Source organism: Nocardioides pakistanensis (assembly GCF_054781215.1).
On sequence record NZ_BAAGUV010000007.1, the window covers coordinates 27,190 to 50,678 of the forward strand.

General features: G+C 71.9%; 20 protein-coding genes. 4 read left to right on the top strand and 16 right to left on the bottom strand.

Going from position 1 to position 23,489, the window contains the following annotated elements:
• Positions 1–217: 217 nt before the first annotated feature.
• The 10 genes from ACYVIH_RS03105 to ACYVIH_RS03150 all read right to left on the bottom strand — a co-directional run bounded on the left by ACYVIH_RS03105 (position 218) and on the right by ACYVIH_RS03150 (position 15,320).
• Positions 218–3,490 (bottom strand): UvrD-helicase domain-containing protein, encoded by a 3,273-nt coding sequence (locus tag ACYVIH_RS03105; RefSeq protein WP_460865879.1) that lies wholly within the window; start codon positions 3,488–3,490, stop codon positions 218–220.
• A complete protein-coding gene (locus ACYVIH_RS03110) occupies positions 3,487–6,726 on the bottom strand; it encodes an ATP-dependent helicase (RefSeq protein WP_460865881.1) in 3,240 nt (1,079 codons plus the stop codon). Before ACYVIH_RS03110 ends, ACYVIH_RS03105 begins: the two co-directional genes overlap by 4 nt.
• Before the next feature lie 13 nt (positions 6,727–6,739).
• The gene (locus ACYVIH_RS03115) at positions 6,740–7,063 is read right to left on the bottom strand and encodes an MGMT family protein (RefSeq protein ID WP_460865883.1); all 324 of its coding nucleotides are present in this window, start codon (positions 7,061–7,063) and stop codon (positions 6,740–6,742) included.
• 24 nt (positions 7,064–7,087) lie between these two features.
• Positions 7,088–7,972: a hypothetical protein gene (locus ACYVIH_RS03120; RefSeq protein ID WP_460865887.1), complete on the bottom strand. Its 885-nt coding sequence runs from the start codon at positions 7,970–7,972 to the stop codon at positions 7,088–7,090.
• Positions 7,973–8,044: 72 nt separating this feature from the next.
• The gene (locus ACYVIH_RS03125) at positions 8,045–8,908 is read right to left on the bottom strand and encodes a hypothetical protein (RefSeq protein ID WP_460865889.1); all 864 of its coding nucleotides are present in this window, start codon (positions 8,906–8,908) and stop codon (positions 8,045–8,047) included.
• Positions 8,909–8,992: 84 nt separating this feature from the next.
• Positions 8,993–10,183 carry an adenylyltransferase/sulfurtransferase MoeZ gene (moeZ, locus tag ACYVIH_RS03130; RefSeq protein ID WP_460865891.1) on the bottom strand — a complete coding sequence of 397 codons (1,191 nt, stop codon included), beginning with the start codon at positions 10,181–10,183 and terminating at the stop codon, positions 8,993–8,995.
• 132 nt (positions 10,184–10,315) lie between these two features.
• Positions 10,316–10,726 carry a class F sortase gene (locus tag ACYVIH_RS03135; protein ID WP_460865893.1) on the bottom strand — a complete coding sequence of 137 codons (411 nt, stop codon included), beginning with the start codon at positions 10,724–10,726 and terminating at the stop codon, positions 10,316–10,318.
• Between the two features lie 229 nt (positions 10,727–10,955).
• Complete coding sequence (locus ACYVIH_RS03140) at positions 10,956–12,440, bottom strand: hypothetical protein (protein WP_460865895.1); 1,485 nt, start codon at positions 12,438–12,440, stop codon at positions 10,956–10,958.
• Between the two features lie 326 nt (positions 12,441–12,766).
• Entirely contained in the window at positions 12,767–13,462 is a 696-nt protein-coding gene (locus ACYVIH_RS03145; protein WP_460865897.1) for a class F sortase, read from the bottom strand.
• Positions 13,437–15,320 (bottom strand): hypothetical protein, encoded by a 1,884-nt coding sequence (locus ACYVIH_RS03150; RefSeq protein WP_460865899.1) that lies wholly within the window; start codon positions 15,318–15,320, stop codon positions 13,437–13,439. The genes ACYVIH_RS03145 and ACYVIH_RS03150 overlap by 26 nt, the downstream gene beginning before the upstream one ends.
• 426 nt (positions 15,321–15,746) lie before the next feature.
• Between ACYVIH_RS03150 and ACYVIH_RS03155 the strand changes: the two genes are divergently transcribed.
• Complete coding sequence (locus tag ACYVIH_RS03155) at positions 15,747–16,364, top strand: TetR/AcrR family transcriptional regulator (RefSeq protein ID WP_460865970.1); 618 nt, start codon at positions 15,747–15,749, stop codon at positions 16,362–16,364.
• Positions 16,365–16,509: 145 nt separating this feature from the next.
• Entirely contained in the window at positions 16,510–16,734 is a 225-nt protein-coding gene (locus tag ACYVIH_RS03160; protein ID WP_460865901.1) for a DUF3107 domain-containing protein, read from the top strand.
• A 12-nt stretch (positions 16,735–16,746) separates the two neighbouring features.
• Here ACYVIH_RS03160 and ACYVIH_RS03165 read toward each other — a convergent pair whose 3' ends face one another.
• Positions 16,747–17,484: a ferritin-like fold-containing protein gene (locus ACYVIH_RS03165; protein WP_460865902.1), complete on the bottom strand. Its 738-nt coding sequence runs from the start codon at positions 17,482–17,484 to the stop codon at positions 16,747–16,749.
• Between the two features lie 81 nt (positions 17,485–17,565).
• On the opposite strand from ACYVIH_RS03165, the gene ACYVIH_RS03170 reads away from it, so the two are divergent.
• A complete protein-coding gene (locus ACYVIH_RS03170) occupies positions 17,566–18,999 on the top strand; it encodes a DEAD/DEAH box helicase (protein ID WP_460865904.1) in 1,434 nt (477 codons plus the stop codon).
• A gap of 1 nt (position 19,000) precedes the next feature.
• Here the strand turns inward: ACYVIH_RS03170 and ACYVIH_RS03175 are convergent, their stop codons facing one another.
• Positions 19,001–19,669: a L,D-transpeptidase gene (locus tag ACYVIH_RS03175; RefSeq protein ID WP_460865906.1), complete on the bottom strand. Its 669-nt coding sequence runs from the start codon at positions 19,667–19,669 to the stop codon at positions 19,001–19,003.
• Between the two features lie 11 nt (positions 19,670–19,680).
• Positions 19,681–20,451: a ParA family protein gene (locus ACYVIH_RS03180; protein ID WP_460865908.1), complete on the bottom strand. Its 771-nt coding sequence runs from the start codon at positions 20,449–20,451 to the stop codon at positions 19,681–19,683.
• Positions 20,452–20,513: 62 nt separating this feature from the next.
• On the opposite strand from ACYVIH_RS03180, the gene ACYVIH_RS03185 reads away from it, so the two are divergent.
• Entirely contained in the window at positions 20,514–21,278 is a 765-nt protein-coding gene (locus tag ACYVIH_RS03185; RefSeq protein WP_460865910.1) for an SDR family NAD(P)-dependent oxidoreductase, read from the top strand.
• 38 nt (positions 21,279–21,316) lie between these two features.
• Here the strand turns inward: ACYVIH_RS03185 and ACYVIH_RS03190 are convergent, their stop codons facing one another.
• From ACYVIH_RS03190 to ACYVIH_RS03200, 3 genes are read right to left on the bottom strand one after another with little or no spacing between them, the layout of a single operon-like run.
• The gene (locus ACYVIH_RS03190; protein ID WP_460865912.1) at positions 21,317–21,937 is read right to left on the bottom strand and encodes a MarC family protein; all 621 of its coding nucleotides are present in this window, start codon (positions 21,935–21,937) and stop codon (positions 21,317–21,319) included.
• On the bottom strand, positions 21,934–22,815 hold the full coding sequence (locus tag ACYVIH_RS03195) for a PHP domain-containing protein (protein WP_460865914.1): 882 nt from the start codon (positions 22,813–22,815) through the stop codon (positions 21,934–21,936). Before ACYVIH_RS03195 ends, ACYVIH_RS03190 begins: the two co-directional genes overlap by 4 nt.
• A gap of 32 nt (positions 22,816–22,847) precedes the next feature.
• Complete coding sequence (locus ACYVIH_RS03200; protein WP_460865916.1) at positions 22,848–23,483, bottom strand: DUF6758 family protein; 636 nt, start codon at positions 23,481–23,483, stop codon at positions 22,848–22,850.
• Positions 23,484–23,489 lie beyond the last annotated feature (6 nt).

Consider the following 23,489-nt stretch of genomic DNA (forward strand, 5'->3'; position numbering starts at 1 on the left):
CGCCTGAGGCCAGGAGTGGGCACGAACAGCAGGTGCGCCCGCGAAATGGGCACGAACAGCAGCGACCGTCGCTCGAGCTTGCGGTTCTTGCCCAATCCGGACGGCCGGCTGCGGTTTGTGCCCAGTCCCGCCACCGGGCAGACCACGCCGCGCAGGTCGGTCTCACCTGCGCACGAACCGAGTCGACCGGAAGCCTCCTGCACGAGCCAGGAGGAGTTCAGCGGGTCCCGGCGATGAGGTGCTCGAGCTCGGCGCGGCCGGGGAGGTCGTCGTGCTGGACGAGGTCCCCGGTCCGGACGTAGTAGAACGCCGCCCGGACGTGGTCGACCGGGACGCCGGCCAGCTCCGCCCAGGCGACCCGGTAGATCGCCAGCTGGAGCGGGTCGGCGGTCTGCTGCTGGTTGGTCTTCCAGTCCACGACGAGGAACCCGGTGTCGGTCTCGTAGACCGCGTCGATGCGCCCGCGCACCACCTGCCCGGCGAGCACCAGGGCAAACGGCGGCTCGATCGCGTGCGGCACCCGGTCGCCGAACGGTCCTGCGGTGAACCGCTCCACCAGCTCGTGCAGCTCGCGCTCGTCCTCGATGCCCTCGTCACCGCGGCCAGGCAGCTCGTCGAGGTCGACCAGCTGCTGCTGCCCGAACCGTGCCTCGACCCAGGCGTGGAACCGTGTGCCGAACCGCGCCGCCGGCGATGGCTTGCGCGGCATCGGCCTGGCCAGGTCGGCGGCCAGAGCCTGGGCGTCGTCACGGAGCCGGGCGAGCGAGGTCGCGGACAGGCTGGAGGGCAGCGGCACCACCACCTCGTCGGAGATCCCGGCTCGCGCCTCCTCGAGGAGCCGGTCGAGCTCGTCGTCCCACACCGTGACCTGCGCGGCCTCCTCGGCGGTGAGCCCGGCGTCGAGCGGCAGCTGCTCCGCCCCTCCCGAGGCTTGCAGGTCCGCGACCGCCGACCGCACCAGCGCTGCAGCCTCCGCTCGTCTGGCCACCTCGGCGGCGTGCGCCTCGACCGGCCAGGGTCGGCTGACGGGCTGGGCACGCAGCGGGTTGTCCGCCTCCTTCGCGGGTTTGTCGAGCCAGGGCTCCCACCGCTCCCCCCACTCCTGGAGCTTGGTGCGCACGACCTGGTGGTAGGCCGAGGGGCCCAGGGAGCGTTGCCGGGAGGCGCTCCAGCAGTACGACGACACCGACAGCAGGTGTCGCGCCCGGGTGAAGGCGACGTAGCCCAGACGCAGCTCCTCCTCGAGCTCGTGGTCCTTGCAGGCCGCGGCGAAGTCCTTGAGCTCCTCGGCCGAGTAGCCCTTGAGCACCGGCAGGTCGGCGGCGTCCCCGCGCAGCGGGTAGGGCAGCACCTCGGGACCGGCGGTCCACTTGGTGCGGGCCCGCGAGGTGGGGAACTTGTCCTCGGCGACTCCGACCAGGAACACCGCGTCCCACTCCAGGCCCTTGGCCCGGTGCACGGTCAGCAGCTTCACCGAGTCCGCCTCGGTCGGGGTGGCCACGTCGAGGCCGTTGCCGTGCTCGTCCTCGGCCTGGAGGTAGGCGAGCAGCGCAGGCAGGGTGACGTTGCCGTCGACGGCCTGGAAGTCGGCCACCGCCTTGACGAAGAGGTCGAGGTTGTCGCGTCGCGCGTGTGCAGCCGGGCTGACGGACGAGGCGAGCTCGACGTCGATGCCGGTGGTGTCGATGATCCGGCGCACGAGGTCGAGCAGCGGCTCGCCGGCGTAGCCGCGCAGGTCCCGCAGCTCGCGGGAGAGCAACCCGAACCGCTCGCGAGCCTCGGTGGAGTAGGGCAGGTCGCCGGGGTCGTCCAGGGCGTCACCGAGCGAGACCACCTCGGTCGGGTCGGCGCCCTCCACCGCCGCGGCGAGCTCCTCGTCGACGCTGCGGACGGCCTCTCGGGCACCGGCGCCGGCGACGTCGGCGAGCTGCCTGGCCCGCCGGCCCAGCAGCGCCAGGTCGCGCGCTCCGACCGCCCAGCGTGGCCCCGACAGCAAGGTGAGCAGCTCGGCGTTGGCGGTCAGGTCGTGGAGCACCGTCAAGGTGGCGACCACCTCGGCCACCTCGGGCAACCTGAGCAGGCCCTGCAGGCCGACGATCTCGACCGGCACCTCCGCCTCGCTCAGGGCGTCGAAGACGTCCGCGGCGTGGGAGTTGTCGCGGGTGAGCACCCCGATCTTCGACCACGCCGGCTCAAACATCTCGTCGTGGGCGCGGATCACCTCGCGGGCAAGGTGGGCGAGCTCCTCCGGATAGGTCTCGAGCACCGCACTGCGGACCGTGCCGGGTGCCGCACCCGGCTTCGGCTCGAGGGGCTGCACCTGCGGCATCCGGTTGTACAGCGGCCGGGCCAGCGCGTTGGCCAGCTCGAGGATCCGCCCGTCGGAACGCCGGTTGACGGTCAGCGAGAACGTGTCGACGTCGGGCGAACCGTCGGCACGCGGGAAGTCGCGGCCGAAGCCGAGGATGTTGGACACCGACGCGCCGCGCCAGCCGTAGATCGCCTGGTTCGGGTCGCCGACGGCGGTGACCGCGTGCCCCCGGCCCTGCTCCGGAGAGTCACCGGAGAAGAGCCGGCTCAGCATCGTGGCCTGGGCGACGGAGGTGTCCTGGTACTCGTCGAGGAGCACGATCCGGTAGCGCTCGCGCTCGGCCGTGCCGACCTCGGGCTGCTCGGAGGCCAGCCGGGCGCCGAGTGCGATCTGGTCGGAGAAGTCCATCAGCCCCAGGTGCGCCTTCAACCTGCGGTAGGCCTCGACGAGGCCGAGGAGCTCTTCGCGCCGGTCGATGGAGCTGAGCACCTTGTCGACCTCGGCGATCTTCGTCTTCCCGGTCTCGGCCGCCTTGGCGGCGACGACACGGGGACGCTGCTCGGCGTGGAAGGCACGCACGTCGTCGGGGGTGAGCAGGTGCTCGGCCATCGCGCCGTCGAGGGCGAGCAGGTAGTTGATCACCGTGGGCGGGTGGTCGCTGAGCAGCTCGACCCGGCCGTCGTAGCGGGCGATCGCGCGGGCGGCGAGCTGGTAGCGCGACGCGTCGGCGATGACCCGGGTGTCGGGCTCGTGGCCGATCCGCAGGCCGTGCTCGGTGAGCAGCCCCGCGGCGTAGGCGTTGTAGGTCGCCACCACGGGCTCCTCGGGCTCCTCCGCCATCTCCTCGTCGCTGAGCAGGCGCCGGGCACCGGGTGGAGGCAGGATCCCTGCCGCGCGAAGGCCCGACCTGATCCGGGAGGCGAGCTCGCCCGCGGCCTTGGTGGTGAAGGTGAGGCCGAGCACCTGGTCGGGGCGGACCTGGCCGGTGGCCACCAGCCACACCACCCGTGCGGCCATCACGGTGGTCTTGCCCGAGCCGGCACCGGCGATCACGACGTGCGGCGACAGCGGCGCGGTCACCACCGCGAACTGCTGGTCGCTGAAGGTGAAGTCCTCCTGCATCAGCGCGCGCAGCTGCTCGGGGGTGTCCACCGGCCGGGGACGGAACGGCCCGGTCACGACAGCACCGTACCGGCGCCCTTGACCGGACAGATCGCGTGGAAGGAGCAGTGGTCGCAGTGGGCGCCGGCTCGAGCCTCGAACGCCTCGCCGCGCACCACGCGCACCGCCTCCATCAGCTGTTTCTCGATCGGCAGGTGCCCATCGGCATCCGGCTCCTGCGGCGCCTGGGGCTGCACCTTCGCCGCGCCGCGCACCTCCTTGCGCAGCTGCACCAGCTCGGCGCCTCCGGCGCGCACCGGCCCCGGCGCCCGGTCGGGGTGCTCGGCGAGGAGCTCGTCGGCCGCGCCGTGGTCGACGGCGTACTGGTACAGCCCGAGCTGGGCGTTGGTGGGCAGGTCCTTGTCGGCGGGAGGGTACTTCGAGGTCTTCAGGTCGATCACCACCACGCGGCCGTCCTCGTCGAGCTCGAGCCGGTCGGCGTAGCCGTTGAGGCGCACCTGTGACCCGTCGGGCAGCGTGACCTCGGCGGCGAGGTGCTGCTCGGTGCCGATCACGGTGCGGGCGCCGGGTCGCGAGTGCCAGGCCAGGAACCGGCGCAGGGCGGCCTCGACCTCCTGCCGCTCGCGGGTGCTCGACCACGGGGTCCGGAAGTGCAACCGGGTCCAGACCCGGTCGACGTAGGCCATCAGGTCGTCGCTGCCGGCGAGCTCGCCCTTGCCGATCCGGTCGGCCAGCGCGTGCACGACCAGGCCGAACCCCTGGGCCGCCGTGGACGGGGTCGCGCCTCCGGCCTCACGCTCGAGGAACCACTTGGCCGGGCAGGCCAGGATCGCCTCGAGCGCGCTGGCAGAGAGCCGGACCGGCTCGTCGGCGCTGCGGACCGGGTGGTCCGCGAGGCTGCGGCCGCGGGTGCCCCACCAGTGGGCAGGGTCGGCCTGCGGCGCCAGCGGCTTGCCGTTGGCGGTGACCACGGCGAGCCGGGCCAGTCGCTTGGCTGCGGCCCGGCGCAGCGCGTCGGATGCGTCGGGGTCGGAGGCCGTGCGACGCAGGTCGGCGACGAGGCCGGCCAGCGACAGCGGGCGCGGCGGACGGCCCTTGACCGGGACCACCGGAACGCCGAGGTCGTCGAGGAAGCGCGACGGCTGGTCGCCGTCCTCCTCCGGGGACTGCACCGCGGTGACCAGCAGCCGCTGGCCGGCTCGGGTGCAGGCGACGTAGAACAGCCGCCGCTCCTCGGCCAGCAGTGACGCCATGGTCACCGGCGGGAGGATCCCGTCGGCGCCGATCCGGTCCGCCTGCAGAAGCGTGCTCCGGCGCCGCAGGTCGGGCCAGCCGTCCTCCTGCACCTGAGCCACGACGACGAGCCGCCACTCCAGGCCCTTGGAGCGGTGGGCGGTCAACAGGCGGACCGCGTCGCCACGGACCCCCCGCTCGGCGAGGGTGTCGGCGGGGATCTGCTGAGCGACCAAGGTCGCCAGGAAGCTCGCGACGCTGGTGTGGCCGCGCTGCTCCTCGGTGCGCGCGGCCACGTCGAACAACGCGCACAGCGCGTCGAGGTCGCGGTGGGCCATGCGGGCCGCGGCGCCGCCCTCGTCCACCATCCCCCGGAGCCGCTGCGGCCACCGAGTGCCGCTCCACAGCGTCCACAGCACCTCCTCGGCGGTGGCGCCGGCGTCGAGCTGCTCGCGCGCCTCCCGCAGCAGCCGGCCGAGCCGGGTGACCTTCGCCGCCGCCCGGCCCTCCACGTCCGCCAGCACGTCGGGCTGGAGCACCGCCTCCCGCAGCAGCTCCGGCGAGGGCCGGGGCGTGCGGTCCGCGGAGCCGGCTGCGACCTTCTCGCACGCCCGCAGGCCCCGCGCGAGAGCACGCACCTCGGTGGCGTCGAGGCCGGCCAGCGGGGAGGCGAGCAGGGACTCGATCCGGTCCGTGCCGACGTAGTCGTGGTCGCCACGATCGGTGTCGTCGAGGTGGACCACGATGTGGAGAGCGTCGAGCAGGGTCGCCACGGCCGGCTCCCGCACCAGCGGCGTGTCGTCTGCTGCGACCTCCACGGGCACCCCCGCGGCACCGAGGCCGCGGCGCAGCGCCGGGATCGAGCTGCGGCCGGAGCGGACCAGCACGGCCATCTGCGACCAGGGAATGCCGTCCTCGAGGTGAGCGCGGCGGAGCAGGTCGGCGACGTGCTCCACCTCTGCCCGGGGGGTGTCGAAGGTGCGCACGACGACCTCGCCCGGCCCGAACGGGGTGTCGGTGGGGCGGGGGTTGCGGAACGCCCCGAACAGCTCGGCGTCGATCGCGCCCCTGGTCGGGATCGCTCCGGCGACGGCGCGCGAGGCCTCGAGCAGCACCGGCCCGAATCGGCGGGTCACCCGCAGTGCGACCGTGCGCGCACGCTCGCCCTCCCGGGTCCGGAACTGGTCGGGGAAGTCGAGGATCCCCCGCACCTCGGCACCCCGGAAGGCGTAGATCGACTGGTCCGGGTCGCCGACCACGACCAGGTTGCGCCCGTCGCCGGCGAGGGCCTGGAGCAGCCGCACCTGCGCGGGGTCGGTGTCCTGGTACTCGTCGACGAAGACCCAGGAGTACTGCCGGCGGAGCCGCTGCTGCACCTCGGGCTGCTCGGCGAGCGCGACCGCGCGGGCGACCAGCTCGGGGTAGTCGATCGCGCTCTCGTTGTCGAGGATGGTGAGGTACTGCTCCATGAACAGCCCCGCGGCCTCCCACGCGGGATGGTCCTCGCGACGACCCAGCTCGACCAGGTCGGCCGGGTCCAGGCCCTTCTCGCGGGCGCGGGCGAGGACGTTCTGCACCTCACGGGCGAATCCCCGGGTGCCGACCGCCCGGTCCAGCGAGGCCGGCCAACGCACGGACTCGGCCTCGTGGGTCAGCAGCCGCTGGAGCACCACGTCCTGCTCTGGAGCGCTCAGCAGGCGCAGCGGCTCGTCGTACAGACCCTTGGGGCCGTGCGCGCGCACCAGGCCGTAGGCGAAGGAGTGGAAGGTCGAGCTCAATGCGGTCGACATCGTCCGGCCGACGCGTGCGGTCACCCGGTCCCGCAGCTGCTCGGCGGCCTTGCGACTGAACGTGAGGGCGAGCACGGCCTCCGGGGAGACCCCGCGCCGCTCGATCCGGTCGACGATCGCCTCGACCAGGGTGGTGGTCTTGCCCGTGCCCGGGCCGGCCAGCACCAGCAACGGACCGGCCTCGTGGTCGACCACCGACTGCTGGAAGGAGTCCAGCAGCGGCGCGGCGGTGCGTCCCGCGGTCGGGGGCACGAGGCGGTACTTCGTCATGCTCCCCATCTCATCAGAGCCGACCGACAGGTTCCTCGCCCGCGTCCGGCCACCACGCGGCCACCGCCATGTCGACCCGGCCGGAGCCACGCATCGCGGTTCCCTCGGCGCGGTGGTGGGCCAGCGCCTCGCCGTCGTGGCACACCGGCAGGCCGCCGTCGGCGCGCACGACCCGCCACCACGGTACGGCGGAGCCCTCGATCGACATCACCCGGCCGACCTGTCGCGGGCCGCCGACGCCGACCACCTCGGCGATCGCGCCGTAGCTCATCACGCGGCCGGGCGGGATCGTCTCGACCACGGCGAGCACCCGCTCGACGTACTCCTCACGGTCCACGGCGCCCAGGGTAGTGCCGCGAGCTCACAGGATCGGGGAGAACTCCTCGGTCCCGCGCACCAGCCGGAGCCCGGGGATGCCGGCGTGCCGGCGCGCGAAGGCGAGCTCGCGGTGCAGGTCGCCGACCCCGTTCGACCCGGCCAGCGGCGCGATGGTCAGCGTGGACAGCGTGCCGACGGCTCGGCCCTCCGCGTCGAGGAACCCGCTGCCGGAGTCGCCCGGGACACCGGGGGTCAGGGTGAGGACCAGGTGGCTCCAGCCGCCGCCGGAGCTGCTGAGCGCGAGCCCCTGCTTGGGTGAGAGCGGCTCGAGGCCGCCGCGCAGGCTGGAGCTGCCGAAGGAGTGCACGATCTCGCCCTCGGCGGGGAGGGTCCGGCGCAGCCCCACGGGACCGCCCCAGAACGGCACGCTGGGGTTGACCTTGCGCACGTGTGCCGGGCCGACCCGGACCAGGGCGAAGTCGTTGTAGGCGCAGGCGTCCGGATCGTCCGTGCCCAGCCGGCGCATGGTGAGCCAGGAGCTGTAGACGAGCCGGCCCGACCCCACCGTCGTGCCCTCGGTGACGGCGGAGCCGCCGCGAGCGAACCGGACACGCGTGCCCAGGGGCAGGGAGCCCGCCCGGCAGCCGTCGGTGTCGGTCGCCTCGCCGGTGCCCGCACAGTGCGCGGCGTAGCCGACGTAGACGCGCCGGCGCCGGTCGGTGAACACGAAGTTGCCGGTGCACTGGCCGCCTGCGGTGTACATCTGCACCCCGGGCGTGATCGTCGCCCGGTCAGCCGGGGCCCAGCGTCCTCCGTCGGCCGGCGCGACGGCCAGGGACGGGCTCGCAGGCGCGACGCTCAGCAGAGCGGCGAGAGCCAGGGCCAGCCGGCGGACAGGACGGCGCCGTGCGGTGCGAGGGGTGGGCACAACTACCTCCGGGGAAGACACAGGGCCCGCTCCGGCTGGGGAGCGGGCCCTGCTCGACGTGCTGGGCAGGGATCAGAGCAGCGGAGAGAACGGCTCGGTGCCCTGGACCAGGGACAGACCGGCGATGCCGGAGTGCTGCTTGGCGAAGTTGAGCTCGTGGTTCAGGTCGCCCACACCGTTGGAACCGGCCAGCGGTGCCAGAGCCAGCGTCGACAGGGTGCCGAGCGCGTTGCCCTCGGCGTCGAGGAAGGCGCTGCCCGAGTCACCGGGGACTCCCGGGGTCAGGGTGTAGACCGGGTGGGTCCACCCGCCGCCGGAGGTGCCGAGGCTCGTGCCCTGCTTCGGCGAGAGCACCTCGATGCCCCCGCGGAGGCTGGAGTTGCCGAAGGAGTACACCGTCTCACCGATCCCGGTGCCGTCGGTGTTGATGCCCATCGGGCCACCCCAGAACGGGATGGAGGGGTTGACGTCGCCGACGTACTGCGAGTCGACCTTGACCAGCGCGAAGTCGTTGTAGGCGCAGGTGTCGGCGTCGGTGGTGCCCGCCTCCTGCATGGCCAGCCAGCTGCTGTAGACCAGGGTGCCGGTGCCGACCGTCTGACCGGAGGTCACCAGGCTGCCGCCCTCGACGAAGTCGACCTTCGTGCCGAGCGGCAGGGAGCCCGCGTCGCAGCCGTCGGTGTCGGTGGCCTCGCCGGTGCCGGCGCAGTGCGCGGCGTAGCCGACGTAGACGTTGGAGGAGCTGTCGGTGAAGACGAAGTTGCCGGTGCACTGGGCGCCTGCGGTGTACATCTGCACGCCCGGGTGGATGGTCGCGGAGTCCGCGGGCGCCCAGGTGGGGGCGGCTGCGGTCGACGTGCTGGTCGCCGCGATGGCGGCGGTGGCGAGGACGGCGCTGGCGAGCGTGGCAACAGCGGCGCGGGTCCGAACGGCCATGAAGGTGTGCTCCTTCCCGAGAGCATCAGGGTTGTGGCAAGCACAACGACGATGCCCTCGGGAGGTCACGCCCCAAACGCTGGTCTAGTACGACGGCTGCGACGGGTCGATCTGGTTCACCCAGGCCACCACGCCGCCGCCCACGTGCACGGCGTCGTTGAACCCCGCGCCCTTCACGACCGCGAGCGCCTCGGCGGACCGCACGCCGGACTTGCAGTGCAGCACGATCTGCTTGTCGTGCGGCAGCTGCTCGATGGCGGTGCCGTTGAGGAAGTCGCCCTTGGGGATCAGCACCGAGCCGGGGATCTGGTTGATCTCGAACTCGTTGGGCTCGCGTACGTCGATCAGCACGAAGTCGCGCTCGCCGTTCTCCCGCTCCTTGAGCATCGTCTCGAGCTGGGTCACCGAGATCGTCGAGCCGACGGCGGCGTCGGCCGCGGCCTCGCTGATCGCACCGCAGAACGCGTCGTAGTCGATCAGCTCGGTCACCGTCGGGTTCTCGCCGCAGATCGCGCAGTTGGGGTCCTTGCGGACCTTGATCTTGCGGTACTCCATCTCGAGGGCGTCGTAGATCATCAGCTGCCCGAGGATCGGCTCGCCGATCCCGGTCAGCAGCTTGATCGCCTCGTTGACCTGGATCGAGCCGACGCTGGCGCACAGCACGCCGAGCACGCCGCCCTCGGCGCACGAGGGGACCATGCCCGGCGGCGGGGGCTCGGGGTAGAGGCAGCGGTAGCAAGGGCCGTGCTCGGCCCAGAACACCGATGCCTGCCCGTCGAAGCGGTAGATCGACCCCCACACGTAGGGCTTGCCGAGGAGGACGGCGGCGTCGTTGACCATGTAGCGGGTCGCGAAGTTGTCGGTGCCGTCGACGATCAGGTCGTACTGCTCGAAGATGCCCAGCACGTTGTCGTTGTCGAGCCGGCCCTCGTGGAGCACGACGTCGACGTACGGGTTGGCCTCGAGGATCGACTCCTTGGCCGACTGCGCCTTGGACTTCCCGATGTCGCTCTGCCCGTGGATGATCTGGCGCTGCAAGTTGGACTCGTCGACCTCGTCGAACTCCGCGATGCCGATCGTGCCGACACCGGCAGCGGCGAGGTAGAGCAGCGCCGGGCTGCCGAGACCACCGGCGCCGATCACCAGCACCCGGGCGTTCTTCAGCCGCTTCTGCCCGGTCATCCCGACGTCGGGGATGATCAGGTGCCGGCTGTATCGGCGGACCTCGTCGATGGTGAGCTCGTCGGCGGGCTCGACCAGGGCTGGAAGGGACACGCGTGCTCCTCGTGGGTTTTCGGACTGCCGGTCTGGTTTGAACAACCGAGCGGTCCAGCATGTTCCCTCATGCTCTCCCGGGCCGGCGACGAGCGTGGCCGGCGGTCCGCGATCCGGACCCCGGCGGCGCGGTCAGGGCACGGGTTCGGCGACGACGACGGCGTTGCTGAGGTACGTCGTGCCGTTCCAGTCCTCGCAGGTGACGAGCACCAGCCGTCCGGGCACGGACTGGCTGAACAGCTCCGCGGCGTCCCGGGCCAGGCCGGCCTTGCGGTAGATCCGGACGCCGCTGACCTCGTAGAGCAGCGACCCGGCCGCCGTACGGACCCTCACCCGGTCACCACGGCGTAGCCGCTCGAGGTCGTCGAAGGCCCCGCCGCCGCTGCTCACCGTGTGGCCGGTGATCAGGGCGGAGCCGCGTACGGCGCCGGGGCGGGCGCCCGAGCGCCACCACCCCAGCACCTGAGGGTCGGCCGGCGGCAGCAGGACACCGCCGGGCGCCTCGACCCCGACCACCTTGGCGTCGATCCCCAGGCGGGGCACGACGAGCCGACGCGGTGGCCGGGGGGTGGTTCGAGGCGGCCCTGGGGGGTTAGCCGCCTCGAACCGGACCGCGGGCGCCACCGTGTAGGGCGGCAGGGATGCCCGCGAACCCTCGCCCGCGCGCAGTGAGCCGTCCGCCGACCGGGCGGTCGCGACGCCACCGCTCACCGCGAGGGCGAGCCCGAGCGCGGAGACCGTCAGGGACAGGCCCCCGCGCCCGGACGTCGGCCTAGACCTCGTGGACGCCACGTCCGCGACGCCTCAGGTGCACCGCGACGAGGATGACCAGCAGTCCGGCGCCCACCAGCAGCGGACCGACCATGCTGCGGGTGATCGCCTCGACGGCACGGGACGGTGCCGCCTCGCTGTCCACCCCGGCCGCGACGGAGGTCGGCACGGCCTCGGGGACGACCACGCTCTGCGTCGGGGTCGGCGCGACCACCACGGGGGCGATCGGCGTCGGCGACGACGTCGTGGGCGGGGCCACCGGCGACGGCGTCGGCGCCTCGGTCTCGACACCCGCGACCTCGTCCGGGCACTCGGCCTGCGTGGGCTTGCGGGTGCTGGTGTCGACCACGACGGTGACCGGGTCACCGAGCACCCAGGTGCCGTTGACCTGCGACCAGGTCCTCGTCGTCCGGGTGGTCTTGGTGGTCACCACGTCCGCGGTGCAGTCGACGGTCTCGACGACGTCGTACCGGACGATCGGCCGGCGCTCCTCGGGCTGCTCGCATCCCGCGGCGTCGAGCTCGGCGTCGGTCGCCGGGCGGCTCGCCGTGTCCCGGGTGACCACCGGCGTCCCCTTGACCCAGGTGCGGGTCGTGGAGTTGTACACGTACTCGACGGTGGTGGTGATCGTCGTGGTGACGACGTTCTTGCTCGTGCAGTCGACCCTGCTCGACCGTTCGACGGTCACCTCACGCCGCGGCTTGGTCGGCGGCGGACAGTTGGCCTGGTTCAGCTCCGCGGCAGTGGCCGGACGACGGCCGGTGATTCGCTCCTCGACGACAGGAGCCTGCTTGACCCAGGTGCGGCTCGCGGCGTCGTAGCTCCAGTCGATCGTGGTGAACCTCGTGGTGGTGATGACCTCCTGCGAGGTGCAGTCCACCCGCTCGGAGGGCACGGCCGACCTGATCGGGTCCGGCTTGCTCGGTGGTGGGCAGTTCGCCTGGTTCAGCTCGGCCTTGGTGGCCGAGCGGGACTCGGTCCTGGTGGTCACCACCGGCGCGGTCTGGACCCACTTCTTGCCCACCAGGACCCAGTCGATGGTCGTGCGGGTGATCGTGGTGACGACCTTCTCGCTGGCGCAGTCCACCGTGGTGGAGGGCACCTCCTTGACGATCGGGTCTGGCTTCTTGGGCGGCGGACAGTCCTTCTTCTTCTTGTCCCAGTCCCAGTCCTTCCAGTCCCACTTCTTGTCGTGGTCCTTGCCCCACTTGTCCTTGCCGCCCCACTTGTCGTGGCCCCCGCCGGTCAGCTTGACCTTGCCGGACTTGGTCCGGCTGACGACCGCCTTGGAGTAGCAGTCGCTGCCCCAGGTCATCGAGGCCGTGGCGGTCTTCGCGCCACCGGCGGCCGGCGTTCCGGCAGCCTGCGCGGTGCCGGCGCCGACGATGACCAAGAGGCTCATGAGGAGCGCGACGACGCCGCCGGTCGCGAATGTCCTGCGAAGGACGTTGCGACGGCTGCGCGCACGCAGAGTCCTGCTGTGCATGTGAATCCACCCCACTGGTTTCCCCAGGGCCGGCTGCCTGCGCGCATGCGACACGGCCGCCGTGACCGATCCTGTCGGTCTGCCCCCCCCCACGGGTCAGTCTTCCGTCGGCCCGCAGTGGCGACAATCGCCTGCGAGACGACCAAGTCCGACCTGTCCGGATTGGTGGGCTTGTGTCGCGCAAAGATCACCCGTTCGGCCGGTCGCGCGTGGTCCGCTCTCCCTAGACCGGTCGGCCGAACGTCGGCCCGTACGCCGGTCGTACGGCGCCGCCGCACTGTCCGATCGGTGGAGCGTCGCGTGTTGTGTCGGTCCGGGGCGGCCCCTCAGCCGACCGGTCGGGCCATCACGACCACGTTGCTGCGCCACACGGACCCGTCCCAGTCCTCACAGGTGACCAGCACGAGGCGACCCGGGACGGTCTGGCTGAACAGCTCGTGCGCGTCCTGGGCCAGGCTGGCCTTGCGGTAGGTGCGCACCCCGGTCACCCGGTAGCCGATCACGCCGGTCGCCGTACGGACCCTCACCCGGTCGCCGACCCGCATCAGCTCCAGGTCGTCCAGGGCCCCGCCACCGGTGCTGACCGTGTGGCCGGTGACCAGCGCCGAGCCTCGGCGGGCCCCGGGCACCGCGCCGTCGGCCCACCAGCCGAGCACCTGGGGATCGGGCGGCGGCTCGAGGATCCCTGCCGGGGCGGTCGTCTCGACGACCGGGACGTCGACACCGAGCCGTGGCAGCGCCAGCCTGAGCGGGACACCACGCGCCCGATCAGCCCGGGGCCGGCCCGGATGAGGTCGCGCTCGCTTCCCGCTGATGGGCTCGAGCCGGACCCGCGGCGCCGCCACGAACGGCGGCACCTGCTGCGACCCCGGCTCGGCGACCGCCGTTTCCGGCGGCGGACCCGACCGTGCGGCGACGACGCCACCGACCACGGCCAGGGCAAGCCCGAGCGCGGAGACCGTCAGGGAGAGGCCTCCGCGCCCGGGTCGTCTCCTCCTAGAACTCGTGAGTCCCACGCTCACGTCGACCCGTCTGCAGCGCTCCGGCTGCGAGGAGCATCATCAGACCCGCGCCGATCAGGCCGAGCCCGAGCGGCGATCCGATGCCGGTCTCAACACTGGTCGGGCCGGGCAGTCCGGCGTCGACCGCGGTGGGGACGACCACCGGTCCGACAGCCGGCGCTGCCGGCGACACGGCCTCGGTCGGTGCGACCTCGTCCGCGACACACAGACCCTCGACCAGCGAGTACCCCTCGGGGACCTCCGTCTGGGCACCCTTGATGTTGGTGCAGACGTCGGCGGCCTCGGTCGGTGCGACCTCACAGTCGGTGGCCGGCGTGACCACCAGGTCGAACGACCAGTCCTCGACCGTCAGGACGGTGTTGCCCACCGCCTCCGCGGTCACCACGGCCGCGATCGGACCCTCATAGGTGCCGGGCTCGACCGGTTCGTCGTCGATGAGGTACTGCACGCCCGGGGTGTCCGGGATCGTGTAGCTGCCCTCGACCTCACACTCGTCGGACTGCACGACCGTCGGCGCCACTGGGGTCGCCTCGACCGGGCAGGGGACGTCGGTCCACGGCGCGGTCAGCGTCGCCGGACCCGAGATGTAGTACCCCGGGGCCGCCGTGAACGTGACCTTGCCCGCGACCTGGTCCACCACGAACGTGTAGCCGGCCTTGGTCACACCGTTGACGGTGTCGTCCTCGGTGCCGCACGGGTCGGTGTAGGTGATCTCAGGCGTCACCGGGATCAGCACCGGCTGCGGGGGCGGCGTGTAGTTGCAGTCGGTGCGGTCGGCACCGGCGTGCTCCTTGTCGAATCCCGGCCAGATGCCGGTCCCCTTGCCACCCCAGAAGATCCACGCGTAGTCCTTCTCCGCATCCGTGGTGAAGGTCGCGGTCCCGTGGGCCGGCACCAGCACCGACTTGCCCAGGCCGTACCAGGCCGTCACCGCGACGTCGGACGGGTTGGTCACCTTCCACTGGTGGGTGGCCACACAGTCCGGCACGAAGCTCAGGTCCAGGTCGACCTTCACGAAGCAGGGTTCGTCGGTGAACGTGTACGTCCACGTCCAGTCCCCCTCGGCCAGGACGTAGTGCGATGGCAGGTTGGGCCGCAGCTGCGCGGTCACCGTGACCGTGCTGCCCTCGTACGTCTTCTCCCAGTCGACCAGGCGGGTGTCCTCCGGCACGATCGTCTTGTCGAACTTCGTGCCGCACGGGTCCTTGAACACCGGCTCCCCCTCGGGCGTGACGACGATGGTCTGGTGACCGCCGCCGCACTCCAGCGACTCGATCGTCGGATAGTTGTGCGACCAACTGGTGACCACATCCTCGGGGAATGCGTAGCCGGCCTTCGCCTGGGCGGTCACGACCACCGTGCCGCCCGGAGCCATCGGACCCTCCACCGTGTAGTCGACAGCATCGGTGTCGTCGGCACCGGTCAGGGTCGCCTTCTTGTTGTCACACGTCGGGTCCGTGAAGGTCGGTGCTGCCGGTGTGACAACGGTCGGTCGCGGAGCCGGGCAGTCGGCCACGGTCGGTGCTGGCTGCCCCTCGTCCTTCACCAGCACATAGGAATCGTCCTGCGCGTCCGCGAAGTACTTCCCGGGAACCACAGGACTGATCTTGATCGCCGGGGCTGCGAGCCGGATCGGGTTGTTCCCCGTCTGCAGCCGCTCGTCGACCCCTGGCTTCCCGACGTACTTGCAGACGTACCAGTGGTCCTGACCACCGCGTCCCTCGCTCCCGACCTCGGCGGAAGCCGTCCCGGCCGTGCCGGTGACGATGAACCCCGTCATGAGTGTTGCGGCCCCCGCCACCGCCAGTACGGCCGTCAGCCGTTCCCGGAGCCTCCGGGCCTTGCGTGTTGTGCGCATCGCCATCCCACCCCATCTGTTGCCCGATGCGAGCATCCGTGGGCAGGCCGACATGGAGCCTGTGAGCACAAGTGATCCCCCGACCGGACGTGCACCGGTCGCTTGCCCGAGAACGTCGTCGGGCGCATGTGTAGCCCCCCAACCTTTCCTTCGGGGACCCCTCCCCGAAGGTTCCAACCCCCTGCTCTCACTATCGACCTGCCCGTCGCGGGCCACAAGGCCGTTGGACCTGAATGGCCCCACCCGGTCGCGCTACGTCCGGCTTTGTCCTGCCGAAATGGCCCAGGTTCACTAGTGAGTTCCGGGGACGGCAGGTGAGGACCTGAGGGCGCGTCCTCGGACATCGTCCGGATACGAGGATTACCGGAGAGTAGTCTTCTGCTCCGTCGGCACGAGAACCGAAAGAGGCGACGACACGTGTCCACCATGGATGAGGAGCGGCCGCGCGGCGGTCGCATGCCCCGTACGGCCCGCAGAGCCCAGCTGCTGGAGTCCGCGCTCGGCGTCTTCGTCGCCCAGGGTTACCACGCTGCCGCGATGGACGACATCGCCGAGCGCGCCGGCGTCTCCAAGCCGGTGCTGTACCAGCACTTCCCCGGCAAGCTCGAGCTCTACCTCGCGCTGCTCGACCAGTCCTGCGACACGATCATCGAGGCGACCCGCAAGGCGCTGGAGTCGACAGAGGACAACAAGGAGCGCGTCGCCGCGACGATGCGGGTCTTCTACGACTACGTCGCCAACGCGCACGGCGCCTTCCGCCTGGTGTTCGAGTCCGACCTCACCAACGAGCCGGCGGTGCGCGAGCGGGTCGACCGGGTGACGACCGAGACCGCCTCGCTGGTCGCCGCGGTGATCCACGACGACACCGGCCTGCCGGACGCGCAGTCCCGGCTGCTCGCGGTCTCCCTGGTCGGCATGGCGCAGGTCAGCGCACGGTTCTGGCTCGACGACCGGCGCGGGATCGGCCAGCACGACGCGGCAAACCTGGTCTCGAGCCTGGCCTGGCGAGGCATCAGCGGCTTCCCCCGCCACGAGGAGCCCTGACCGGCCGAGCAGGCACGGGTCGATCCTGCGGACTCAGCCGCTGCCCCGGGCGACTGTAGGGTCGTCGTACACGCCCCGGCGAGAGCCGAGGGTTCCCTGATCACCGCCGGGTCGGTCCCGGCGCGAGCAACGAGGAGGTCCTCCCATGGAGGTCAAGATCGGCGTCCAGAACGTGAACCGTGAGCTGGTCCTCGACACCGACCAGGAGGGCGACGAGATCGTGGCTGCCGTGGAGAAGGCACTGGCCGGTGAGGGCGGGGTCCTCTCCCTGACCGACAACAAGGGCCGCCGGGTGATCGTTCCGCTCGACAAGCTGGCCTACGTCGAGCTCGGCTCCCCCACGATCGGCCAGGTCGGCTTCCGCAGCTGACCGCAGCGGCTGTCAGGAGGCCAGGCCCAGCGCGGCCATCCGCTTGGCGTGGTTCTCGGTCAGCCGGGTGAACATCCGGCCGATCGCGGCCAGGTCCATGCCCGGCCGGTCCACGCCGCCGGACAGCAGCGCGGCCAGCGCGTCGCGCTCGGCAGCGACCCGCTGGGCCTGCGAGAGCGCCTCGCCCATCAGCCGCCGTCCCCACAGCGCCAGCCGACCCCCGACCCGGTGGTCGGCGTCGATGGCCTTGCGGACCCGGTCGACGACGAACTCCGCCTGGCCGGAGTCCTCGAGCGCGTCGATGATCAGCTCGCGGGTCTCGACGTCGAGGAAGGCAGCGATCTCGCGGTAGAAGTCGGCGGCCAGCCCGTCTCCGACGTACGCCTTGATCAGCCCCTCGAGCCAGTCCCGGGGTGCCGTGTGGGCGTGGAAGGCCTCGACCGGTCCGCGGAAGGGCTCCATCGCCGCGAACGGGTCCGCGCCGAGCTCTGCGAGCCGGTCGCGCAGGCTGACGAAGTGCCCGAACTCGCGCGAGGCCATGGCTGCCAGCTCGACCTTGTCCTCCAGGGCCGGAGCCATCTTCGCGTCCTCCGCGAGCCGCTCGAACGCCGAGATCTCGCCGTAGGCGATCGCACCGAGCAGGTCCACCACCGCCGCCCGGTAGGTCGGGTCGGAGAACACCAGCGGGGTCTGTCCGGCACCGCCGGGGACGGGCTCCGTAGCAGGGGGCTCCAGCGGCAAGTCGGTCATGCGCGCAGCCTACCGATAGACTCGGGGAGACATTACGTAGAGAGACAGGCAAGACCCCTGACTACCTTCAGAGAACTCGGGGTGCTCCCCGAGATCGCCGACGCCCTCGAGCGCGCCGGCATCACGACCCCCTTCCCGATCCAGGAGATGACCCTGTCGGTGGCCCTGATGGGCACCGACCTGATCGGCCAGGCACGCACGGGCACCGGCAAGACGCTCGCCTTCGGCATCCCCCTGATCCAGCGCACGCTGGCCCCGCACGACCCCGACTTCGCCGACCTCGCGGCGCCCGGCAAGCCGCAGGCGCTGGTCATCGCGCCGACGCGCGAGCTGGCCCTCCAGGTCACCAACGACCTCAAGACGGCCTCCGCCGACCGCGGCACCCGGATCCTCACCGTCTACGGCGGCGTCGGCTACGAGCCCCAGCTCGACGCCCTCGCGGCCGGCGTCGACGTGGTGGTCGGTACGCCGGGCCGGCTGCTCGACCTGGCCAACCGCCGGTCGCTGGACCTCTCGCACGTGAAGGTCCTGGTCCTCGACGAGGCCGACGAGATGCTCGACCTCGGCTTCCTGCCCGACGTGCAGAAGCTGCTCGCGAAGACGCCCGAGACCCGGCAGACGATGCTCTTCTCGGCCACCATGCCGGCCGCGATCGTGAGCCTGGCCCGCGTCCACATGCGCCACCCGATGAACATCCGCGCGGAGTCCTCCTCCGACGAGCAGACCGTGCCGGCGACGGCACAGTTCATCTACCAGGTCCACGACCTCGACAAGCCCGAGATGCTCGCGCGGATCCTGCAGGCGGAGAACTCCGGGATCACGATCGTCTTCACCCGCACCAAGCGTCAGGCGCAGCGGGTGGCCGACGACCTGGCCGAGCGCGGCTTCCCGAGCAGCCCGCTGCACGGGGACATGCCCCAGGTGGCCCGCGAGAAGGCGCTGACCAAGTTCCGCGAGGGCAAGCTCAAGGTCCTCGTCGCCACCGACGTCGCGGCCCGCGGCATCGACGTCGCGGACGTGACCCACGTGATCAACTACAGCTGCCCCGAGGACGAGAAGACCTACGTCCACCGGATCGGCCGCACCGGGCGCGCCGGCGCCACCGGCATCGCGATCACCTTCGTGGACTGGGCCGACATCACCCGGTGGAAGGTGATCAACAAGGCGCTCGACCTGCCGTTCGAAGACCCGCCGGAGACGTACTCCACCTCGGAGCACTTCTTCCACGACCAGGGCATCGCGCCGGGCACCAAGGGCCGGATCGTGCCCGAGAAGCCCGCGGAGCCGTCGGCCCGCGAGCCGAGGTCGCGCGAGGCGGGCAGCGGACGCAGCGAGCGGCCGCGCCGCGAGCGCAGCAGGACCCGGACCCGCGGTGGCCAGGCCGACCAGGGTGGCGCGTCCGAGGCCACCGCGACGCAGGCACCCGCCGACGGTGAGGAGAAGCCGGCGCGCAGCCGCAACCGCAGGCGTCGCCGGACGCGCAGCAACGAGGCGGCCAAGACCTCGAACGACTGACCTAGGCGGTCACGACCACCTTCGTGCCGACGGTCGCGAAGTACCACAGCGCGCGGGCGTCCGGACGCCACTGCCGGATGCAGCCGTGCGACTGGGGGGTGCCGAGCTCGGCACGTGTCTGCACGAGCTCGCCACGGTCGACGGGGATGTCATGGAAGCCGATCGGCGCCTGCTCGCCGTGGGCGAACCGGACCATGTACTGCATGGTGCCGGAGTCGTCGACGCCCACGGCGTGCCGGGAGGTGGAGTACACCTCGTAGCGTCCCGGCTGCAGGTTGTCGGTCAGGCTGCCCGAGACGAGGTAGGTGCGCCGCACCCGGTCCCCGTCGTCGACGAGCCAGACCCGCTGCGCACTGATGTCGAACACCACCCGCCTGCCGTGGCCGGACGAGGTCGGCAGCTCGTCGGACTCGGCGGTGACGGCCGCGACCGCGGCCGTGCTCCGGACCGGTGCGGTGAAGCCAGTGAGCCGCATCGCCTCCTCGACGGGTACGACGCTCGCGGCGGTCACCTCGAGGGGCGAGGGCCGCCCCGTCGTCGTGGGGAGCACCCCGGCGGCGCCGAGCACCGCCACGGAGGTCACCGCCACCGAGCACAGCATCGAGGCGATCCGCCCATAACGCGGGCGGACCCGGCGGGCAGACACGTGCGCCCCGGAACGCTGCCTCATGCCGCCTGAGTCTAGGAGCCCGACGTCGCTTTCTCGATGAGGTTGACGGCCACGTCGCGGTACGCGTCGGCGCCGCGGGTCTTCCGGGCGGTGGCCAGGATCGACCGGCCGGCCGCCGGAGCCTCGGCGAACCGGATCGACTTCGGGATCGGCGGCTCGATCACGTCGAGGTCGTAGGTGTCGGAGATGGTCTCCAGCACGGTGCGCGCATGGTTGGTGCGCCCGTCGTACAACGTGGGCAGCACGCCCCACACCGAGAGCTTCTTGTTGGTGAACCGGCGCACGTCGTGGACGGTGTCGAGGAGCTGCCCCACACCGCGGTGCGAGAGGGTCTCGCACTGCAGCGGGATCAGCACGCCGCCGGCTGCGGTGAGCGCCGCCACGGTGAGCACCCCCAGCGACGGCGGGCAGTCCAGCAGCACCCAGTCGTAGCCCTCGAGGTTCTCGAGCGCGGCGCGCAGCACGTACTCCCGCCCGGTGCGGGTGAGCAGGTCGGCCTCGGCTCGGGCGAGCTCGATCGTCGCGGGCAGCAGGTCGACGCCGTCGTCGGTCTCGAGGATCACGTCCGCGGCGTCGACGCCCTTGGTCAGCACGTGGTGGACCGACAGGTCGAGGTCCTCGGGGTCCACACCCAGCGAGAAGGTCAAGCAGGCCTGGGGGTCCAGGTCCACGATCAGGACCCGCTTGCCCTGCTCGGCCAGCGCCGCGCCGAGGGAGGCCACCGTGGTCGTCTTGGCGACGCCGCCCTTCTGGTTCGCGACGGCGAGGATCTGAGTCTTCATCGCGTTCATTGTGCCCGAGACCCCTGGCGGGGGCGCTGCCGTCTCGTGGAATGCTGTGCGCCATGCCCCGTGGAACCGCCCTCGTCACAGGCCCCACCGCCGGGATCGGCCGGTCCTTCGCCGAGGCGCTCGCCTCCCGAGGGCACGATCTGGTCCTGGTGGCCCGTGACCGGACCCGACTGGACCAGCTGGCCGAGCAGCTCCGCTCCGAGCACGCGGTCGAGGTCGAGGTGATCGCCGCCGACCTCGCCGACCGCGACGACCTGGCAGTCGTGGAGGCGCGTCTGGCCGACCCGGCCCGCCCGGTCTCGGTGCTGGTCAACAACGCCGGGTTCGGCCACAAGCACCCGTTCACCGAGAACCCGATCGAGGCAGAGCAGGAGATGCTCGACGTACTGGTCACCTCGGTGCTGCGGCTCAGTCACGCCGCGATCGGGCCGATGCTCGAGCGGGGCGAGGGGTGGATCGTCAACGTCGCCAGCGTCGCTGCGTTCCTGCCGCGCGGCACCTACAGCGCCGCGAAGGCCTACGTCGTGTCGTTCAGCGAGTGGCTGGACCTGACCTACCGTGACCGTGGGGTCCGCGCGATGGCGGTGTGCCCGGGCTTTGTCCGCACGGAGTTCCACCAGCGGATGGGAGTGGGCCGCGACTCCGCGCCGCGGTGGATGTGGCTCGACGCCGACCGGCTGGTCCGCGACGCCCTCGCCGACCTCGACCGCGGGAAGTCGGTGTCCATCCCGAGCAAGCGCTACAAGGTGCTCGCCGCGGTCGCGCGCTACACGCCGTCCTCGCTGCAGGCCCGGTTCCAGGGCCTCGGCCGCAAGTAGCACTCGCGCGCCGCGCGACTGGGCCGCGTCGCAGGGGCTCAGCCTTCGCCCGCCAGGAACGCCCGGATCGCGTTCGCCATCAGCTGCACCGCGATCGCCGAGAGCAGCAGACCGGCGATCCGGGAGACCAGCAGCACTCCGCTCTCGCGGATCACCTTCAGGATCGGCACCGAGAACCGCATCGACACCCACAGCGCGACGTGCACCAGCACCACGCCGAGCGCGACCCCGCCGAACGTCGCCACCCCGTCGACGCGGTCGGAGAACACCATCGTGGCGACGATGGCACCCGGTCCGGCCATCATCGGCGTGCCGAGCGGCACGAGGGCGACGTTGACGTTGCCCTCGGGACCGGCACTGACCGAGGACTGCTTGCCGGTCAGCAGCTCCAGGGCGATCAGCAGCAGGAGCAGGCCACCGGCCATCTGCAGCGCGGGCAGCGAGATGTTGAGGTAGTCGAGGATCTGCTGGCCGAAGAACGCGAACGCCACGATCACGCCGAACGACACCGCGACGGCCTGCCACGCGGCGCGGCGCATCGCGTCGAAGGAGCGGCCACTGGTCAGGGACAGGAAGATCGGGATGGTGCCGATCGGGTCCATGATCACGAACAGCGTCACGAAGACCTCGGTCATCAGCACGTAGTCGAGCCAGCTCACGGGTTGAGCACCTCGGGTGTGCTGCGGCCGGAGGATGCGGCCGAGGCATGGGCCAGCTCGATCAGCCGGGCGTACTCGTCGGGGGCGGTGGTGTTGCAGCCGAGCTCGTGGTCGAGCTTGCCCTCACCGTGGTAGTCGCTGGAGCCGGTCACGACCAGCCCGAGGTTGCGGGCGACCGCGCGCAGCCGGTCCCGGGTCTGCGGGTCGTGGTCCTCGTGGTCGACCTCCAGGCCGGCCAGGCCGAGCTCCTTCAGCGCGGCGAACCGCTCCTCGTCGAGCGCCTCGAAGTTGTGCCGCTTGGCCCAGGGATGGGCGATGACGCTGACGCCGCCGGCCTCGCGGACCGTGCGCACCATCGCCTCCAGCGGGGCGGCGTAGCGCGGGACGTAGGCGGGCCCGTGCGAGCCGAGCAGCTTGTCGAAGGCCTCGCCGCGGTGGGTGACCACCCCCTTCTCCACCAGGGCGTCGGCCACGTGGGGTCGGCCGACCGCCGCGGCGCCGGAGGCGAGCCGGCGTACGTCGTGCTCGTGGATGTCGATCCCCACGTCGCGGAGCTTCTGCAGCGTGGCCGGCAGGCGGGCGTCGCGGCCGTCGAGGATCCGGCGCAGCTCGGCCGCGAGCGGCTCGTAGGTCGGATCGGGCAGGTACGCCGCCAGGTGCACGCCGTGGCCGGCGAGCTTGCAGCTGATCTCCAGGCCGCGGACCAGCGTGATGCCCGCCTCCAGGGCTGCCTCGGCCGCCTCGGCCCAGCCCTCGGTGGTGTCGTGGTCGGTCAGCCCCAGCACGTCGATCCCGCACTCCTTGGCCCGCCGCACCAGGTCACGCGGCGTGTCGGTGCCGTCGGACCGGTCGGAGTGGGTGTGGAGGTCGATGCGCACCCAGGCAGCCTAGTGGGGCCCGGCGACACCCCTCACCAGGGAGGCGGGTTTCCGCCGAAGGGCATCTCGAGCAGCTCCGGACCGAGCCCGGCCACGTCGGCGAGGAGCCACTCGTCGCACAGCAGCAGCGCGGCCGACGCCGGGCGCAGCACCAGCCACAGCCAGCGCCCGTGCGCCTCCCCCGCGAACACCGAACGGTCCAGGTCGGCCGTGGCGTCCGCGGTCGAGACCGACCAGAGCGGAAGGGTCACGCCGTCGATCCGCACTCTCGCGTGCGGCGGACCGTCGCCGATCTCGGCGCCGGGGTCGGTGCGGTCGAGACCGGCGCAACGCGCGCCGAGCCCGACGCCGGGCTCCTCCGAGACAATGGTCAGCTCCACCACGCCGTCGGCGTCGGTGACCCCGTTGCACGAGACCAGGGTTGCGTGCGCGTCCTGGCCACCGTCGGCCACGCACCCGAAGTCGGTGATCATCCAGCCGGGGGCCAGCGGCCACGGCACCAGGGTCGGGGTCGCACCGGCGCGTCGCAGGTGCTCGGCGATCCCTTCGTAGGCGGCGACCCCAGGCCGCCACAACGGGCTGATCCGACCGTGGGTGTCGCAGTGCCAGCCGTCGTCGTCCTCGGACACGGGCGACGTGCAGCGAGGGCAGCCGGCGGCGAGACTCATGGGCTA

Excerpts from the sequence above, each read along its gene's own strand:
- ACYVIH_RS03165 (WP_460865902.1), bottom strand. The coding sequence starts at position 17,484 with ATGACCGACTTGCCGCTGGAGCCCCCTGCTACGGAGCCCGTCCCCGGC.
- ACYVIH_RS03140 (WP_460865895.1), bottom strand. The coding sequence starts at position 12,440 with ATGCACAGCAGGACTCTGCGTGCGCGCAGCCGTCGCAACGTCCTTCGC.
- ACYVIH_RS03160 (WP_460865901.1), top strand. The coding sequence starts at position 16,510 with ATGGAGGTCAAGATCGGCGTCCAGAACGTGAACCGTGAGCTGGTCCTC.
- ACYVIH_RS03125 (WP_460865889.1), bottom strand. The coding sequence starts at position 8,908 with ATGGCCGTTCGGACCCGCGCCGCTGTTGCCACGCTCGCCAGCGCCGTC.
- ACYVIH_RS03180 (WP_460865908.1), bottom strand. The coding sequence starts at position 20,451 with ATGAAGACTCAGATCCTCGCCGTCGCGAACCAGAAGGGCGGCGTCGCC.
- ACYVIH_RS03150 (WP_460865899.1), bottom strand. The coding sequence starts at position 15,320 with ATGCGCACAACACGCAAGGCCCGGAGGCTCCGGGAACGGCTGACGGCC.
- ACYVIH_RS03200 (WP_460865916.1), bottom strand. The coding sequence starts at position 23,483 with ATGAGTCTCGCCGCCGGCTGCCCTCGCTGCACGTCGCCCGTGTCCGAG.
- ACYVIH_RS03110 (WP_460865881.1), bottom strand. The coding sequence starts at position 6,726 with ATGACGAAGTACCGCCTCGTGCCCCCGACCGCGGGACGCACCGCCGCG.
- ACYVIH_RS03175 (WP_460865906.1), bottom strand. The coding sequence starts at position 19,669 with ATGAGGCAGCGTTCCGGGGCGCACGTGTCTGCCCGCCGGGTCCGCCCG.
- ACYVIH_RS03185 (WP_460865910.1), top strand. The coding sequence starts at position 20,514 with ATGCCCCGTGGAACCGCCCTCGTCACAGGCCCCACCGCCGGGATCGGC.
- ACYVIH_RS03155 (WP_460865970.1), top strand. The coding sequence starts at position 15,747 with ATGGATGAGGAGCGGCCGCGCGGCGGTCGCATGCCCCGTACGGCCCGC.